Here is a 16,065-nt window from a genome sequence, read left to right on the forward strand (position 1 = left end):
AATCTCTTTTTAATTTTATGTATTTTAGAGAATGATGTAAAAACATTCTAGTTTAACATAATAATATTATGTTAACTAAATTATTATATATGAATGAGGTTCATAATAAACAATAGAGCATTAGTAAATAGTATAATAAGGTAAGCTTAACATTTAGAAGGGACGGATTCACATGCAAGTGAAAGATTTCATGATTACGGATGTCATTTATGTTACAAAAGAGATGAATCTAAAACAATTATTACAAACGCTTGTCCGTCATAAAATTGGTGGTGTACCAGTTATTGGTGAGCAAGGAAAACTACTAGGTGTTATTAGTGATGGGGATGTATTACGCTATCTGAAACCACAAGGAACAACAGTGTATGATATGTTTTCTTTAGTACTCATTAGTGAAAAAGAAGATATTGTAGAAAAACTAACTCGATCATTAAAAGTTCCTGTTGAGAAGTTAATGAAAAGAAGAGATATCCAAACATTATATGCGGATGATGATATTGAAACTGCTTTACAACTATTTGCTAAATATCACTTTAAAAAAATACCAATTATTGATACAAATCACCACGTAATCGGTATAATAAGTCGTGGAGATATTATTCGTTACATGACACAAAAACTAATTGAAGAATCACAGTCTTGACAATCAAATATTATCGTAACATGGCGTGAAATTGTGAAATCCCCTATAATAGGGATAGAATGCTTTTAGAAAGGATTTGTAATATGTCTTCAACGCATCAACATCAAACGATTTCAATCGAGCATATAATTGCCTTATACAACTTGATGACTGAACATGGTAATCAGACACAAGCAAATAAGTTATTAGACATGTATCGTAAGCTGAAAAACAGAGAAACGATAATTAGTTTCTCTGGGCATTTCTCTGCTGGTAAATCATCTATGATTAATGCATTAATTGGGAAAGATATCTTGCCAAAAAGTCCTATTCCAACGAGCGCCAATATTGTAAAACTATCTTCTGGAGAAGGATATGCACGTGTTTTCTTTCGGGATCAACAACCGGTCGAATATAAGGAACCATATCATATAAATGAAATACAACAATTCTGTAAGACAAAAGGTACAATAACAGGTCTAGAAATTAGCACATCTGAACCACTTATCCCATCTGGAACTTTTATGATGGATACACCTGGTATAGATGCTGTAGATGATGTTGATCGTTTTATTACCGAATCATCTTTACATGTTGTAGATGCTTTGTTTTATGTGATGGATTATAACCACGTACAATCAGAAGTAAATTTATTATTTTTACAACAAATACAAGAAAAGAATATTCCGTTTTACATTATTATTAATCAAGTAGATAAACATGATGAAAATGAAATAAGTTTTACCCATTATAAGAAGCAAATCATGCATACGCTTCAACAATGGGAATTGCATCCGAAGCAGATTTTTTATACAACGCTTACACAACCGAATCATATGTACAATCAATTTTCGCATGTACAAACAGCATTAAAGAACTTAAGTTTTTCAGAGACCGAAACGGTGACGATGACTGCTATTACATCGATTATCGAAGATCACAAACAATATTTAGCCGAACAATTCGAACAACAGTTTTCAGCTCAATCTCCACTGCATGATCGGTCAATGGAAGAATTGCAAAAAAACTTGAAACAGATAGAAGATGAGCAGAAGCATATAGAAGAAAAACATGAACAAATCGAGCATAAACTGCAATCGGAACTTAACACGACATTAAGAAATGCTTATATTATGCCAGCATCTTTACGCGATAAAGCTGCACTTTTTTTAGAAGGGGAACAAACTGACTTTAAAATTGGATTGTTTCGTTCAAAAAAGAAAACAGAAGAAGAAAAGGACCATCGTTTACAAAACTTCTTAAAAGAATTAAATGAACTTGTAGAAGCAAATATACAATGGAAATTACGCGAAAAATATATTGGAATTTTAAGTGAATATATAACAGGTACTCAGTTACAGCAAGACTTGCAACAGTTAGAGGTAGTAGTAACAAAAGAAATGCTTTTACAACAAATTAATCGTGGTGCAACATTTAACGGTTCATATGTACTGCATTATACAACAACGGTAGCGGAAAAAATTAAGTCAATGTTTAAAGAAAAATCAATCACATTGTTTGCTAACGTACAAAATGAGTTAGAAAAACGTAGCGAAACTAATATGCAAATGCTTGCTCACGATTATCAATTGGCAAAACAAGCATTATCAGATAAAAGCCTTTATGAAAAGATGAAGTCCATATATCAAATACAATTAGACAGTATAGCTAAACAATTGGCGACTCCTCTCGTTACAGAGGTAATGAAACACGAGATGGACAAAAGAATAAGTGAAACAGAGCATATTCAATACCATAGTCAAACAGATATTCCATTTGAGGATACGTCTGAAAGGAGTGTACAAAAAAAGGAATCTTCTGTTACAGTAAAATCAGCGACTAAAACAAATGTTCGCACATACGAAATGTTACCGATTCTGGAAAAAACCATCGCGGAGTTAGAAGATTTGTCTGGTTTTGATTCACTTGTAGCCGACTTAAAAGTGAAGCATCGTAAATTATCAAATCGGTCCCTAACAATCGCTTTCTTTGGGGCATTTAGTGCCGGTAAATCATCACTTATTAATGCGCTAGTTGGTGAGCGGGTATTGCCTTCGTCACCTAATCCAACTACGGCAGTTATTAACCGAATTTTACCAGTTACAAATGATTATCAACATGGTACGGTAAAGATTAAAATAAAATCCGCAGAAAAAGTGACGGATGAATTAGTTGCCATTACGGAAACATTATTACCAAACAAGTCTTTCACTTTCGAACAGTTCATCACATGGGCAAAAGACAATAATCTAGCAAACCATCCTGAGCTTACGAATGTTTACCAATCTTATGTAGCAGCATTGATAAATGGGTATGAAATAATGAAAGAAAAATTACAAACAACATTTACTGTTACATTAGAGGAATTGGAATCTTATGCAACGGATGAAACGATTGCCTGTTATGTAGCTGGAATTGATTTATATTATGATTGTGAACTTACGAGACAAGGTATAATATTAGTTGATACGCCTGGTGCTAATTCAGTTCATGCCAGGCATACGAATGTGGCATTCAATTATATGAAATATGCAGATGCTCTTGTTTATGTAACGTATTATAACCATGCATTCTCAAATACGGATCAAGCATTTTTAATGCAATTAGGTAGAGTGAAAGAGGCGTTTGAACTAGATAAAATGTTTTTCGTTATTAATGCAGCTGATTTAGCAAAAAATCAGGCAGAAATTACAATGGTACAGCAATACGTAGAAGAACAACTTGTTCAGTTAGGCATCCGTTTCCCAAGGCTTTTTGCACTTTCAAGTAAAAAGTCATTAGAACAACAAACTTTATTACCAGAAATGGTGGATTTTCAAACGTCCTTACAACAATTTATTCATGAAGAACTAATTACTTTATCAATTGAATCTGCAAAATTTGATATTCAAAGGGTATTACAACGATTAGACCAATATATGAAAACATTCCAATTGGATGAAGCTGAAAAGCATGCATTACGCAAACAATTATTGCGTAATCAAGAAATGATAAATCAGAAGCTAAATACAAGTATGTTTGACATATTTGAACAACAAATTGAAGAACGATTGAATAGACAGTTTTATTATTTATACGATCGGATACGCATTCGTTTCTATGATTTATTTAAAGATACATTTAATCCTACAACTGTTACAGCATCTGGGAAGAAAGGGCAAGAGCAGTTACAACATTGCATGCTTGAGTTGCTAGATATGTTGCGATATGAGCTACAAGAAGAAATTAGGGCGATTTGTCTTCGGCTTGAAAATTATTTGAATGAAATGTTATTCGATTTATACCAATCGTTCGTTGAAATCATTCATGAGATTGAACCTCAGTTTGTTTTAGGATCATTTGATAGATGGGACATTACCACACCTGAGGTTTCACGTCCATTGCCTGGAATATCACTTTTAGTATTTAAAGATACGTTAGGGAGTTATCGTGGAACGAAGGCATTTTTTGTTCATCATGAAAGGGATCTGATGCGCGATAAAATCTATGATATTATCGCAAAAGAAATTGAAAGTTTTGGAGAGAATGAGATGAATCTATTATTTTCTTTCTATAAAGAAATTGGACATTCATATGTAGGTCGGATGATAAGAAACACGATACAAGAATTTGAAAATTACGTTGATCAAAACTTAACGGTATTAGGTGAAAATAATCAAAGTGCTTTATTGATGCAAAAAAAGGTAAAGATTAGTGCATTACTATCCTAAGGAGATGTATTTGAAAATGAAACAGAAAATATTACTTGTTGATGGGATGGCATTATTATTTCGAGGATTTTATGCGACATCTTATCGTGGTAATTATATGAAGACAAGTAACGGGACACCAACAAATGCGGTACAACAATTTTTGCATTATTTTCTACATGCAATTGAAACATATACACCAACACATGTTATTTGCTGCTGGGATATGGGGAGCAAAACATTTCGGACGGAATTATATGAAAATTATAAGTCTAATCGTGGAGAACCGCCAGTTGAACTTATTCCACAGTTTGATTTAGTAAAGGAAGTTGTTAGTACGTTTGATGTTCCGAATATAGGCCTGCAAAATTATGAAGCGGATGATTGTATCGGAACCTTGGCAAATCAATATGCAACAGAGCATGAGGTCTATATTTTGACTGGGGACCATGATATCTTACAACTTGTAAAAGAAAATATTCACGTCATTATTATGAGAAAAGGGAAAGGTAACTATGACCTATTTACAGAAGAAAATTTCTTTGAAAAAATGGGGGTGTATCCAAAACAAATCGTCGATATGAAAGGGCTTATGGGGGATACAGCTGATAACTATCCTGGTGTAAAAGGAATAGGGGAAAAGTCCGCGCTGAAATTATTAACAGAATATGAAACGATTGATCAGTTATTAGAAAAGATAAATGAACTCCCTAAAGGCATGCAAACAAGAATTAAAACGAATATGGACATGTTGCATTTATCCCGAAATCTTGCAGAAATAAAATGTGATGTGCCGATATCGTGTAAACTGGAGGAAGCGGAGTGGGATTATAACAAAGAAAAAGTATCCATGAAGTTTACGGAATTAGAGTTTTCACGTTTGGCTAAACTGATTTAGATAAGAAGAATCATTTTAAAGTTCTTTCTTGTTTTGGTATTGGGTCATTTGCACATAGGGATTGCGACAGATGATTTCATAAGAGAAGTTAAACAGTATCCAGGAATCTAGAAAGTATATTTAATATATGGGCCGCTATCATTTATTTTAGTTACAAAACAAAACCTGTAATCATGGGGGAGATTACAGGTTTTTTTGCACTTACTTATTGTTTTTACGTTTACGTTTTCGATTCTTGTTATTATTATCGTCTAAATGATCTTGATTTAAGAACTCATCCGCAAACTCTACATTATCAACATCATGATTGTTATTGTGATTATTCTCGTTATTGCGGTTGTGACGATTACGATCATGTTTGTTATTCATTTACGTATCCTCCTAATATCGTAATGTGGGTCTGTTGTTCCCAATACATATCTTGTACCATTTCTAAATATTTATGTAAGCTTTTAATTTTATTTTGTTGTGATTGCTCTGGCTATCAGTAAAAAGAGTGTTAGTGAAATTTAAATGTAAAGTAACACATCATTATTTTTCCATGCATGGCCAACATTATGTTTTTTTGATTGTTTATTTTCTAAGTAGATCATGGTTGTTTCTAGATTTTCATGTCCGAGAGTTTGCATAATCCGATAGACATCACTATCATTTTCAGCACTAATAATTGCAAATCCATGTCTCAAAGTATGGGGAGTGAGTGACCTTATCTTGTTTTTATCTTTTTCATCCAACAAACCTGCAGCATCTTGTTCCTTCAACTGATTATTTGCTTGCACAAATGGAATATCCGCTTTATTTATATGTTTGTTTATAAACATAGATAAATTCTTTGGGCGATATGCTATTCCTTTTGGTGTAGTAAATACAGGAGCGTGATCTGTTAGATTTAAAATAGTTTCCAATCTTCTTCTTTTACGAAATCTGACGATAGCTTCAAACACATTGTCGTGAATTAAGAGAGTTCGCCTTTTGTTTCCTTTTCCTGTAACTTCCATCCAATAATGAGATTCCCCAGTTCTTTCATTTTTTTCTAAAGTCAGGTCGCTTATTTTTACTGTACATATTTCTTCTATTCTTGCCCCAGTTGTGACTAGTACTGCTAACAAACCATGGATAATCGGTTGGCTTTTGTAATAATCGAGTAATTGTATCACTTCAGCTTTTGTGATATCCCGGTTTGGTCTGTCCTTTTTACCAACTTTGGCCGATATAAAAGCTTCATGTATTGGTTCATTAATGTATTTCTTCCTATATAAATAATGAAGAAAAGATTTAAATATAGTTGTTTTTTTAGCTATTGTTGCAATGGAATAAGGTTTGCCACCTTTTCCTAACGGAGCTGTTTTTAACCAATGTTGATATAATCTTATCTGTTTCTCTCTTAATAAACGAAATAGAGAAACATCGTGAAAGGAAGGTAGGTTAAATTGTTCTCTATGTTTATGAAACGTTAAATAAGTTTGTAGCAAATCTCTTATATATTCCTGCTTTGTATTGATCTGTGTATTTTTATCCTCATCTTGATCTTTTTCTTCATGAACATATAAATATATCATTTCTATATCATTAAACTTTGTATAGTCGGCATCATCATTTTCAAATATTTGAAGATAAAACTCATTTAAATAACTATTATCAAGTAAGGCATTCATAACTTCCTTCTTTTTATGATGAATAAGGGTAGGAAATACGCTTGATAAGTTATTTATTCGATTACTTAACTTCTTATGTTTGATTATGTCATACATAACTTTATCTCCCTTTAAATGTTTAAATTAAATTTATAGCATTAACTATTGTTATCTTAACATATTATAGCCATCTAATAACGTATCATAAATACAATAGATAAGTTTACATATTATTTATTCCTAAAATTTATCATATTGGACAAATCCTTTTATTTGTCCAATATGATTTACATATGACAGAATTACAATATTTTATAATGCTATCATAACAATTTAATTGTTTAGACAGCTTTCTTATTTCATATTAAAATGAAGTCATATATTAAAGAGGTGGCAATTCCTTTAAGGACTCATTAATATATGTTAATGGTATAATAGCTATCATATAATAAAAAATAAATATAGGAACGAAACTTTTACGGAAAGACAACGTTCTATAGAGGTCGTAATAAATAAAGTTAGTTTTTTTACAAATCTTTAAGAAGATGCGTGAGTTTGATGACAGGAGGATAATAAAGTGGAACAGATACCATTATTAAGTACAAAAGAAGTAGCGGAGAGATTAGGGTTAACCGTGACAACAATTTATCAATATGTTAAAAACAAAAAATTAACGCCAGTATATGAGGATTGGTCCGTTGATGAAACAATGTTGTTTTATGAATCGGATGTTGAAAAAATAGAGAATCAAAAGCCTAGTGGGTTTACGACTTCCCAAGTTGCAAAAATACTTGGCGTACACCAAACGACGATATCTAAACAGATTAAAGAAGGGAAGATACCAGCAAATAAGATTCGTTATCGTGGTCGGATGACCTATTTTGTACAAGAGGATATATTGAAGAACCTCGAAGAAAGATATTCAGCGGGTAATAAGTATCGTATATGTTATCAACCTAAATGGAATTATTATTTATTCCAATCCTTTTTAAATGAACAGACGAAAGCAATCGCAAGGATTATAGAATTCACGAAGGGGAACGACAGCGGAATTGCACTTACAGATAGCGGTGAAAAGCTAGAATTAGAAAGCCTTAAACAAAAAGGTTTTATTCCATTAGAACATTTTCAAGATAAGAAGATGATTAATCGACCAGGCTTTGTTCATTTTCGGTTCGAGCAACCAGTTTCTCTCCACTCCTTTGTATATGAATTAATAGAGGCTTTTTATCGTGCGGTAGGATATAGGAATTTGAAGATACGGGAAGCAGATGGACATATAGATATTTACATAAAACCATTTTTGTTCAAACAAAATGAAGAATACTTTACAATGTTGGAAGAGCATCTAATATCCGGTAAAGTAACGCAGCGTCACAATGGTATTTTATTAGATAGCGGAGTAGAGCGACTCACGATATACCCATCAACTGAACAAAAGAAAAAAATGAAGGTACTGGCAGATGAGCGTGGGATTGCCATGAACGATTTAATCATAGAAATCCTGGATCATTATTTAGACCAATAGTTTATTTTTATGCTGCCCATAGAGTTTAAAGAGAAGAAAGTACTGAAATAGATTTTCAAAATGAATGTGTACATGGGAACTTCGTATACGTATATTATTCATTTTCACGTTCAGTATTTTTAAGGCTACTTATGAAGGTGAGAACCGAGCCAACAGCTTGGATCCACCCGCCAATTGTATTAAGAAGTTTGCTGTTTTCTCCTTTGAGTTCTTTGATTCCTGAAAAACTTTGCATGGAATTGCCGATTATTTGCAGTAAGTTACCGCATATATTATATATGGATGTGATTGTAACATCTTTGTCGTTTAAAGCGTCTGTAAAGGATAAACTCCCGCCGACTGCTTGCATTAGATTCCCTTTTATGTTCAATTCAGTCTGCAATTGTTCATTTATATTAGCTAAAAGGCTTAATACATTTACTGAATTTCCAATTGATTGAAGTTTATTACCAATTTTATCTAAGGAATATCCTTCTTCACTGTCAACAACTAAAGCATTCCCTGTCCCTTGTAAAACATTTCCCCATAAATCAAAGGTAGTAAAAAGTTCTTCTTTGTTTACAGATGCTGGGGAATTAGCAAGAGCGGAAATAACAGTGCCTATTGCTTGTACCCATGATCCAACTATTGCTTTAGACTGATTGTTCAACTATTTCCTCTCCCGCACAATTAAACTTGTAATATATTATGTAGGAGATGTATGTATGGTTCGTACGATTGTATTTCAAATATGGGTTTTCTATTTTTCTAAGGAAGTCGTGCAATAGATGATGATGCTTGTTAAGATATAAAGCATACGCTAAACTAAATTCTTCTTACAAAACATGTACGATGAAAGGGATTGTATATCAATGAACATCCAAGCATTATTAAAAGTGCTAGAGGCACATGATTTAAACAAAGCAGCTCAACTACTGGAACATCTTGAACAAAGTGAGGACAAACTAAATATCATAAAACAAGTCTTTGATTATAGTCACGCATCTGATAATGATATGAGTGTGGATGTACGTGTTTTATATAGACAAATTTACGCATTAACATCATATCGTTCTGCCTATCAAGTAATATTATTGCGTGATTTTTATTGTGTTTTGCAAGAAATGTTAACTTCGATAGGCTCCTTTTCATCTGTTACTTTAGAGGAGTCAGAATACCAGGATGCACCACATAGAGATATATGTATCAGATTTAAAAAGGTCATCTGAGTTCTGGGGATGGTTCCTTGAAGATTTAGGTTACAACACCTTTCAAAAATGGGATGTTGGTCAGAGTTGGAAAATGGGGGATACTTACATTGTTTTTGTTCAAGCAGCTGATCAGTTTTTAGACGTTCCATATCATAGATGTCGAGTAGGATTAAATCATTTAGCATTTCACGCTGATTCACGTCAGCAAGTTGATAAAATGACTGAAAAATTGAAAGACAAGGGAGTTACAGTATTGTATACCGATAAACATCCATTTGCTGGAGGGGATAATCACTACGCCGTTTATTTTGAGGACCCTGACAGAATAAAGGTTGAATTGGTAGCTCCTTAATAATTCAGCAAATGGTTGTGATCATTTAAACACAACCTACTAACAGGCGCAATTCGTTAATTCGAGTTGTGTCTGTTTCTGTTATAGGGGTTTTTCTATTATATAGAACTATGCAATTTGCTTATTAGATTGAGCAAATCATGATATTCTAATGTGCATTAGCAATACCATCTTCCCATAGAACAGGGAGCAAGGTTGGTTGATTTATGAGTTAATAGAATTAATAATGCGGAACAAATGAATGCATAAAGATAGCCTCTAATAATGCAATAATGTATGTTATACTTAATACGATATGGGGGTATGTTGAATGGGGAAAATATATGATGTTATAATTATTGGGGCAGGTCAAGCTGGAATTGTAATGAGCTACCAATTAAAACTAAAAGGTATTGATAATCACCTTATAATTGATGCACAAAAACGTATTGGGGACCCTTGGCGTTCCCGTTATAAATCACTTGTATTATTTACCACGAAATCATATTCAGCCCTTCCCGGTATGCAAATAAAAGGTGACCCAAATTCATATCCAACAAAGAACGAAATGGCTGATTATCTTGAAGATTATGTATCATACTTTGATTTGCCTCACAGAATGAATACTTTGGTCACAAGGATTGAAAAAGAAAATGATACTTTTAACATATTTACTGAAAAGGAGCAGTTTCAATCGAGGAGAGTGATTGTCGCTTCGGGTGCTTTTCAAAAACCATATATACCACCTGTAATTAAAAGTGAGAACATAAACACTTTAGTCTCACATGTCCATTCCTCTTTATATACTGAGCCTAAAGAACTTAATAAGGGAACCACATTGATTGTAGGAGGAGGTAATTCAGGTTCACAAATTGCGGTTGAGTTATCCAAGGATAGGGAAGTCGTACTTGCTATATCACATAAGCTAAAATTCCTCCCTCTAGAAATATTTAGAAAAAGTATTTTTCATTGGCTAGAGAAACTTCAACTTTTATACGCAGGTACAGATACGATCAGGGGAAGAATTTTTCAAAAAAGAAATGATCCCATCTTTGGAAAAGAACTAAAACAAGCTATTAAAAGTAAAGATGTAAAAGTTAGGCCACGGGTAACAGAGGTTGCCGGCAAGAAAGTAACCTTTTCTGATGGTAGTTCACTAGAGGTAAATCAAATCATCTGGGCAACCGGCTTTGTTCCAGCGTATGAAATGATTCATATTGACGGGGCCATTGATAAAAAAGGTAAGCCTATACATAATCGAGGTATTAGTCCAATTGATGGATTATATTATATCGGATTACCTTGGCAGCACAGTCGTGGCTCTGCTCTCGTTTGTGGTGTTGGAAGAGATGCTATGTTTTTAACAGATATAATTTTAAATTACAGAAATTTGGATTCGAAAACGAGTATTTGAATCCATCCTTTAAGATTCGTGCTTATTTTACGAAACAATTTAAATTGATAAGGTGGAGATGTATAAGAATTCACATCAGATCAAATATAATGTAGAAAATATTCTAGTTTACATAATATATATTATAGGAAGTAATAAATAATTAATCTCAATATTAAAGTATTCTTGTGATATTGAGATATTTTAAATTAAAAAAACAGCAGTTTTAATTTCTGCTGTTTTTTATGATGATCTATTATTTTCTTGTTCCACTAAACGGTCCAATTCCGGCTTCTTTTTTCCAAGCCAATAATTCAGAGACAGTAACAAATTCATAACCTTGGCTTTTCAAATAGCGTAATACTTCAGGTAAAGCATCTGCTGTTGTCGGATGAATATCATGCATTAATATGATTGCACCTGGGGTCACATCTTGTTTAATTATTTGATTAATCATTTGCGGATTACGATTCTTCCAATCTAGTGAATCTACAGACCATAGAATGATAGATTGACCATGCACTTTTGCATAATTCGTTACATCAGCGTTGTATGCACCATATGGTGGTCTTATTAATTTCGGCTTAATACCAGTTACTGATGCAATTTTATCAGTCGTAAAGCTAAATTCTTTTGTTATTTGTTTTGCATTTAATTTTGTTAAGTCAGGATGACCTTTTGAATGATTAGCTAGCTCATGACCTTCCTTTGCTACTTTTTTAACAAGATTTGGATAGTATTCAGCTTGGCTACCTAACATAAAAAATGTAGCTTTTGCATTATATTTTGCCAACGTATCTAATATTCTAGGAGTTACTTTCGGGCTTGGTCCATCATCAAAAGTTAGCGCAATATATTTACCGTTCGGCTTTAAAGAAGAACTTTCTTGTTGAATTTTTTCTTGTTGAATAATTTTTTCCTTATTAATGTTCATTTGTTCCGCAAAATGATCATCTAAATATGCTGCGATTTTATCAATTGGAATTTGAATATGAAATGCACCTGCTGCACCGGCACCAACTTCATATTTGTCAAAATATATCGTAAGGTTTTCTTTATTGATTGACCACTTTATTTCCTTTTGATCATGAAGTGCTTCATCTAAGTGTTCAGGGAATATATACTCAGCACGCTCATCATCAACATAAACTTCTGCTTTTATTAAAGACATCAATTGATTATCAACCTGCATAATATCACTTAAATGAACAAAGTCTCCTGTATTTATGTCTACGGTAAACGGACGAGTAAATTCCGTACCATTTGCTCCACCAGTATATTCGTCCGCAGTGAAAATAAGACTGTACATATCTTTTTTAACAGATCTTGTTTTTACTTGGATGTTTAAATGTGAAATAAAACTATTCTTTTGGTCTTTAATATTATCCAAAAACTCGTTTTTACGCATATTAATCCATTTCTCAATTTCTTGATTAATTTTATCACTTTTAGTTACAGGTATGCTCATTGACATCGTATAGTCTTTTGTCGTAATTGTTTCTGTACGTAAATTCAAACCCGGAAATTTGCTTATTTCCTGCGTATTTACAGTCTTAACAACCTTTTCTTTTATTGGCTGTTGATTGTTACCAACATTTAACCTCACCATGTGATTGGAATCCTTGAAAAAGAATTGGTATATTCCTAATGTGAAAGTAACTAAAATGATACCTAATATTAGCATCTTTTTATAACGTGATGAATGATTCATGTATGTAATGTCCTCTCCAAAATTAAGTTTTTCTCTCTATTTTCTCTATTATCGCAAATTCAACAAAAATAATATCTTACAGCACTTATTACCACTGTAAGATATTATTCATTCATCTTATTTTATTATAACACATTTGTAATCTAACTGTAATATTAAATTAAACATATTGTAATATTTTACTGTAATTTTTCTAAAGGTCTTTTTGCAGGTCCTTCAACCACTTCTCCTGTGTATGAAAAACGAGATCCATGACAAGGACAATCCCAAGTCCGCTCCCCCTCATTCCATTCAACTTCACAACCTAAATGTGTACATGTTGTATTAACAATATATACCTGTCCCTCTTGATCTCGATATGCGCCTGCCCGTTTTCCATTTATTCGTGTTATTGTGGCTTCATCTTGCTGTAATTCATCTAGTTTCGCTTTTGTATATTCTAATTTTCCTTTAATTAAATGTTTTGCTACGTCAGCATTCACTTTAGTAAATTCCTTTAAAGCGGGATCTGCTTGAAAACGTGATGGGGTAAATAATTCGCTATATGGATTTTCCTGGTCAAGGATTTGATCTGTCAAAATTTTTGCTGCTATTGTGCCATTCGTCATTCCCCATTTACGATAGCCAGTGGCAACAAAGACATTATTTTGTGCCTTTGTAATATTCCCTACATAAGGTAGTTTATCTAATGTAATTAAATCTTGGGTTGACCATCTATATAAAAATTGTTTAATACCAAAATTCTTTTCCGCAAATTGTTCTAAAGCTTCATAATAAGCTAGCGTATCTTTACCTTGACCAGTTTTATGGTTTTCACCAATAATTAACCAAATATCCTCCCCCTTGTATGAAACACTTCGTACAGATCTTGATGGACTTTCAGCGTTAATATACATGCCGCCGGGATAAGGCATATTTGTTTTTACTCCAAGTACATATGATCGTTCTGCGTACATTCGGGTTGGGTAAAATCCCTGTCCATCATAAAAAGGAAAATGAGATGCTACGATTACATTACGGCAATAAATCCGCTCCCCTTCTCTCGTAATGATTGCAGGATTTTTATTAAACTCTACATCTACTGCAACAGTGTTTTCATAAAATTGTACACCATAACGTTCGCATTCTTTCAATAAACCAACCAAATATTTTACAGGATGATACTGTAGCTGGTTTTTCATCACAAGTGCGATTTTATAGCTAATATCTAATGGCATTTCATTTGTTAACTCACCATCTATTCCGAGTTCTTCATATGCCTTCGCTTCTTTTTCTAATTTATGTACACCATCATCTGTCGTAGCAAATATATAAGCATCCTGTTCTGTTAAATCACAGAAAATATCTAATGTATTGCAATGATTTTTAATCATCTCCATAGCGTCTACCTGTGCTTGAAAATAAAGAGCTGCTTTTTCTTTTCCGAAATGTTGCATGAGCTCATCGTATATAACACCATGCTGCGCTGTGACTTTTGCCGTAGTATGTCCTGTTGTACCTCCTAGAAAATTTCCAGCATCAATAAGCGCTACTTTTTTATTTTCCTTAGCAAGTAGATAAGCAGCGGTTAATCCTGTAATGCCTCCTCCTACAATCCCTACATCTATATCTTTAATTGTTTGATCAAGTTTAGGGAAAGAGGGAATTTTTGTAGACTGTAACCAATAACTCTCAGGGTATTGCGGCATTGATTTTTCCTTCATAAATTTTACCCCCTTAAAAGCAATATATTTTACACATCGTCTAAAAACAGCTGTTCTTCTTCACTTTTATGATGAATATGATTTATAACCAATAATGAATGAAATTGGTAAATCATTTGTTTTGTTACCTTTTTTGTTTCTTCTAATTCCTTTTTTAAATCCCCAATAATAATCCTGAAAAGTTCATGATCTCGCATTAACATATATATTTGATCTTGTTTATTTTTGTGTTTTTTCAGTAATTCTTGATAGAACCCTTCATCTTCTGCATCTGCGTGCGCAATAATTCTTTCTTCCCAATGCTCTATTAGTAATTCTACTGTTTGTAAGCAATCTTCTTCACGATGCTCAGTAAACAATTGATCAACTACGTTTGTTAAATCTCGTGCTTCTGTATATGCCCCTTCATGAATGGAGCGATGAGAATGTAATTGACGTAAAGCCGGTCCTGTACTCATTTTAGTAATGCCCCCTTATTACTTTTAACTTGATTTAATTTAGAATGCTTTCTATAAAAACAATAACACCTTGTGGAAGTTAGTTAGCTATCTAGCTATTGCATACATAGCCAAGCTTATATCATTTTATCCATCATTAAATATTAATCATGCCTTATGTTATTAATTCATTTCCTTTTTCTCCGGTAGTTTCACTCTGTCATATCCCTTGATATTTCGATATGGAATAAATCTTCTACGTAAATATTTTAACGGTAAGCTAAATACATGTACGAGTCTTGTAAACGGCCATACTGCAAACAATACAAAAGCAAAGATGACGTGTAATTTAAATCCGATGGGTGCATGAGCCATTGCATTTACCATTGCTGCAGATGGGCTTAAGGTTAGTATTTCTCTTATCCAAGGCCCAATCACGACTCTATAATCAAATGTTCCACCTGTTGCATTGTATCCAGCGGTATTAGTAAAGCCAACTAGTACAACAATACCAAGTAAAACAAGTGACACATAATCACTAGGACTGGAGTTTCTTACAACGCGTTTGACAGAAACACGACGTAAAAATAGAAAGAACCCACCTACTACAACGAGTAAGCCAGCTAAACTACCAAACCATATTGCTCCAAAATGATACATTTCACTTCCGATACCAATGGCATCAAACCATGCCTTTGGAATGAGCAAGCCTCCAACATGGCCAAAAAAAACAAAAATAATCCCGTAATGAAAAAGTGTACTACCAAACCGAAGTCGCTTTTGTTCTAGAAATTGACTTGATTTTGCAGACCAACCAAATTGATCGGTATTATAACGATAAATATGGCCTAGAACAAAGATAGTTAAGGATATATATGGAAGTACTATCCATAATAAAATATCTAGTTTAGTCATGTGTTTTTCATCCT

14 protein-coding genes are annotated in these 16,065 nt (G+C 33.1%); 7 read left to right on the forward strand and 7 right to left on the reverse strand.

The window, feature by feature from the left end; genetic code table 11:
• The first annotated feature begins 172 nt into the window (after positions 1-172).
• The 3 genes from ACFFIS_RS02285 to ACFFIS_RS02295 all read left to right on the forward strand — a co-directional run bounded on the left by ACFFIS_RS02285 (position 173) and on the right by ACFFIS_RS02295 (position 5,209).
• Positions 173-643, forward strand: coding sequence for a CBS domain-containing protein (locus tag ACFFIS_RS02285; protein ID WP_320378991.1), 471 nt, complete (start codon positions 173-175; stop codon positions 641-643).
• An 83-nt stretch (positions 644-726) separates the two neighbouring features.
• The gene (locus ACFFIS_RS02290; RefSeq protein WP_390185986.1) at positions 727-4,332 is read left to right on the forward strand and encodes a dynamin family protein; all 3,606 of its coding nucleotides are present in this window, start codon (positions 727-729) and stop codon (positions 4,330-4,332) included.
• 16 nt (positions 4,333-4,348) lie between these two features.
• Positions 4,349-5,209 (forward strand): 5'-3' exonuclease, encoded by an 861-nt coding sequence (locus tag ACFFIS_RS02295; protein ID WP_390185988.1) that lies wholly within the window; start codon positions 4,349-4,351, stop codon positions 5,207-5,209.
• A gap of 201 nt (positions 5,210-5,410) precedes the next feature.
• Here the strand turns inward: ACFFIS_RS02295 and ACFFIS_RS02300 are convergent, their stop codons facing one another.
• Positions 5,411-5,578 (reverse strand): hypothetical protein, encoded by a 168-nt coding sequence (locus ACFFIS_RS02300; RefSeq protein WP_320378996.1) that lies wholly within the window; start codon positions 5,576-5,578, stop codon positions 5,411-5,413.
• A 140-nt stretch (positions 5,579-5,718) separates the two neighbouring features.
• The gene (locus tag ACFFIS_RS02305; RefSeq protein ID WP_390185989.1) at positions 5,719-6,960 is read right to left on the reverse strand and encodes a tyrosine-type recombinase/integrase; all 1,242 of its coding nucleotides are present in this window, start codon (positions 6,958-6,960) and stop codon (positions 5,719-5,721) included.
• 460 nt (positions 6,961-7,420) lie between these two features.
• Between ACFFIS_RS02305 and ACFFIS_RS02310 the strand changes: the two genes are divergently transcribed.
• Entirely contained in the window at positions 7,421-8,371 is a 951-nt protein-coding gene (locus tag ACFFIS_RS02310; protein ID WP_320378998.1) for a helix-turn-helix domain-containing protein, read from the forward strand.
• Between the two features lie 94 nt (positions 8,372-8,465).
• Here ACFFIS_RS02310 and ACFFIS_RS02315 read toward each other — a convergent pair whose 3' ends face one another.
• Positions 8,466-9,020: a DUF6944 family repetitive protein gene (locus tag ACFFIS_RS02315; RefSeq protein WP_320378999.1), complete on the reverse strand. Its 555-nt coding sequence runs from the start codon at positions 9,018-9,020 to the stop codon at positions 8,466-8,468.
• A 202-nt stretch (positions 9,021-9,222) separates the two neighbouring features.
• Here ACFFIS_RS02315 and ACFFIS_RS02320 point away from each other — a divergent pair, with 202 nt between their 5' ends.
• From ACFFIS_RS02320 to ACFFIS_RS02330, 3 genes are all read left to right on the forward strand, one after another.
• A complete protein-coding gene (locus ACFFIS_RS02320) occupies positions 9,223-9,579 on the forward strand; it encodes a hypothetical protein (protein WP_320379000.1) in 357 nt (118 codons plus the stop codon).
• A complete protein-coding gene (locus ACFFIS_RS02325; protein WP_390185991.1) occupies positions 9,533-9,913 on the forward strand; it encodes a VOC family protein in 381 nt (126 codons plus the stop codon). The genes ACFFIS_RS02320 and ACFFIS_RS02325 overlap by 47 nt, the downstream gene beginning before the upstream one ends.
• A 319-nt stretch (positions 9,914-10,232) precedes the next feature.
• On the forward strand, positions 10,233-11,306 hold the full coding sequence (locus tag ACFFIS_RS02330) for a flavin-containing monooxygenase (protein WP_390186009.1): 1,074 nt from the start codon (positions 10,233-10,235) through the stop codon (positions 11,304-11,306).
• A gap of 235 nt (positions 11,307-11,541) precedes the next feature.
• Here the strand turns inward: ACFFIS_RS02330 and ACFFIS_RS02335 are convergent, their stop codons facing one another.
• The 4 genes from ACFFIS_RS02335 to narI all read right to left on the reverse strand — a co-directional run bounded on the left by ACFFIS_RS02335 (position 11,542) and on the right by narI (position 16,051).
• On the reverse strand, positions 11,542-12,894 hold the full coding sequence (locus ACFFIS_RS02335) for a polysaccharide deacetylase family protein (protein WP_390185992.1): 1,353 nt from the start codon (positions 12,892-12,894) through the stop codon (positions 11,542-11,544).
• Positions 12,895-13,175: 281 nt separating this feature from the next.
• Positions 13,176-14,699, reverse strand: coding sequence for an FAD-dependent oxidoreductase (locus ACFFIS_RS02340; RefSeq protein ID WP_320379003.1), 1,524 nt, complete (start codon positions 14,697-14,699; stop codon positions 13,176-13,178).
• Between the two features lie 29 nt (positions 14,700-14,728).
• Positions 14,729-15,157: a hemerythrin domain-containing protein gene (locus ACFFIS_RS02345; protein ID WP_320379004.1), complete on the reverse strand. Its 429-nt coding sequence runs from the start codon at positions 15,155-15,157 to the stop codon at positions 14,729-14,731.
• Between the two features lie 162 nt (positions 15,158-15,319).
• Positions 15,320-16,051 (reverse strand): respiratory nitrate reductase subunit gamma, encoded by a 732-nt coding sequence (narI, locus tag ACFFIS_RS02350; RefSeq protein WP_390185993.1) that lies wholly within the window; start codon positions 16,049-16,051, stop codon positions 15,320-15,322.
• Positions 16,052-16,065 lie beyond the last annotated feature (14 nt).

This window comes from Paracerasibacillus soli (assembly GCF_042432965.1).
GTDB classification, from domain to species: domain Bacteria; phylum Bacillota; class Bacilli; order Bacillales; family Amphibacillaceae; genus Paracerasibacillus; species Paracerasibacillus soli.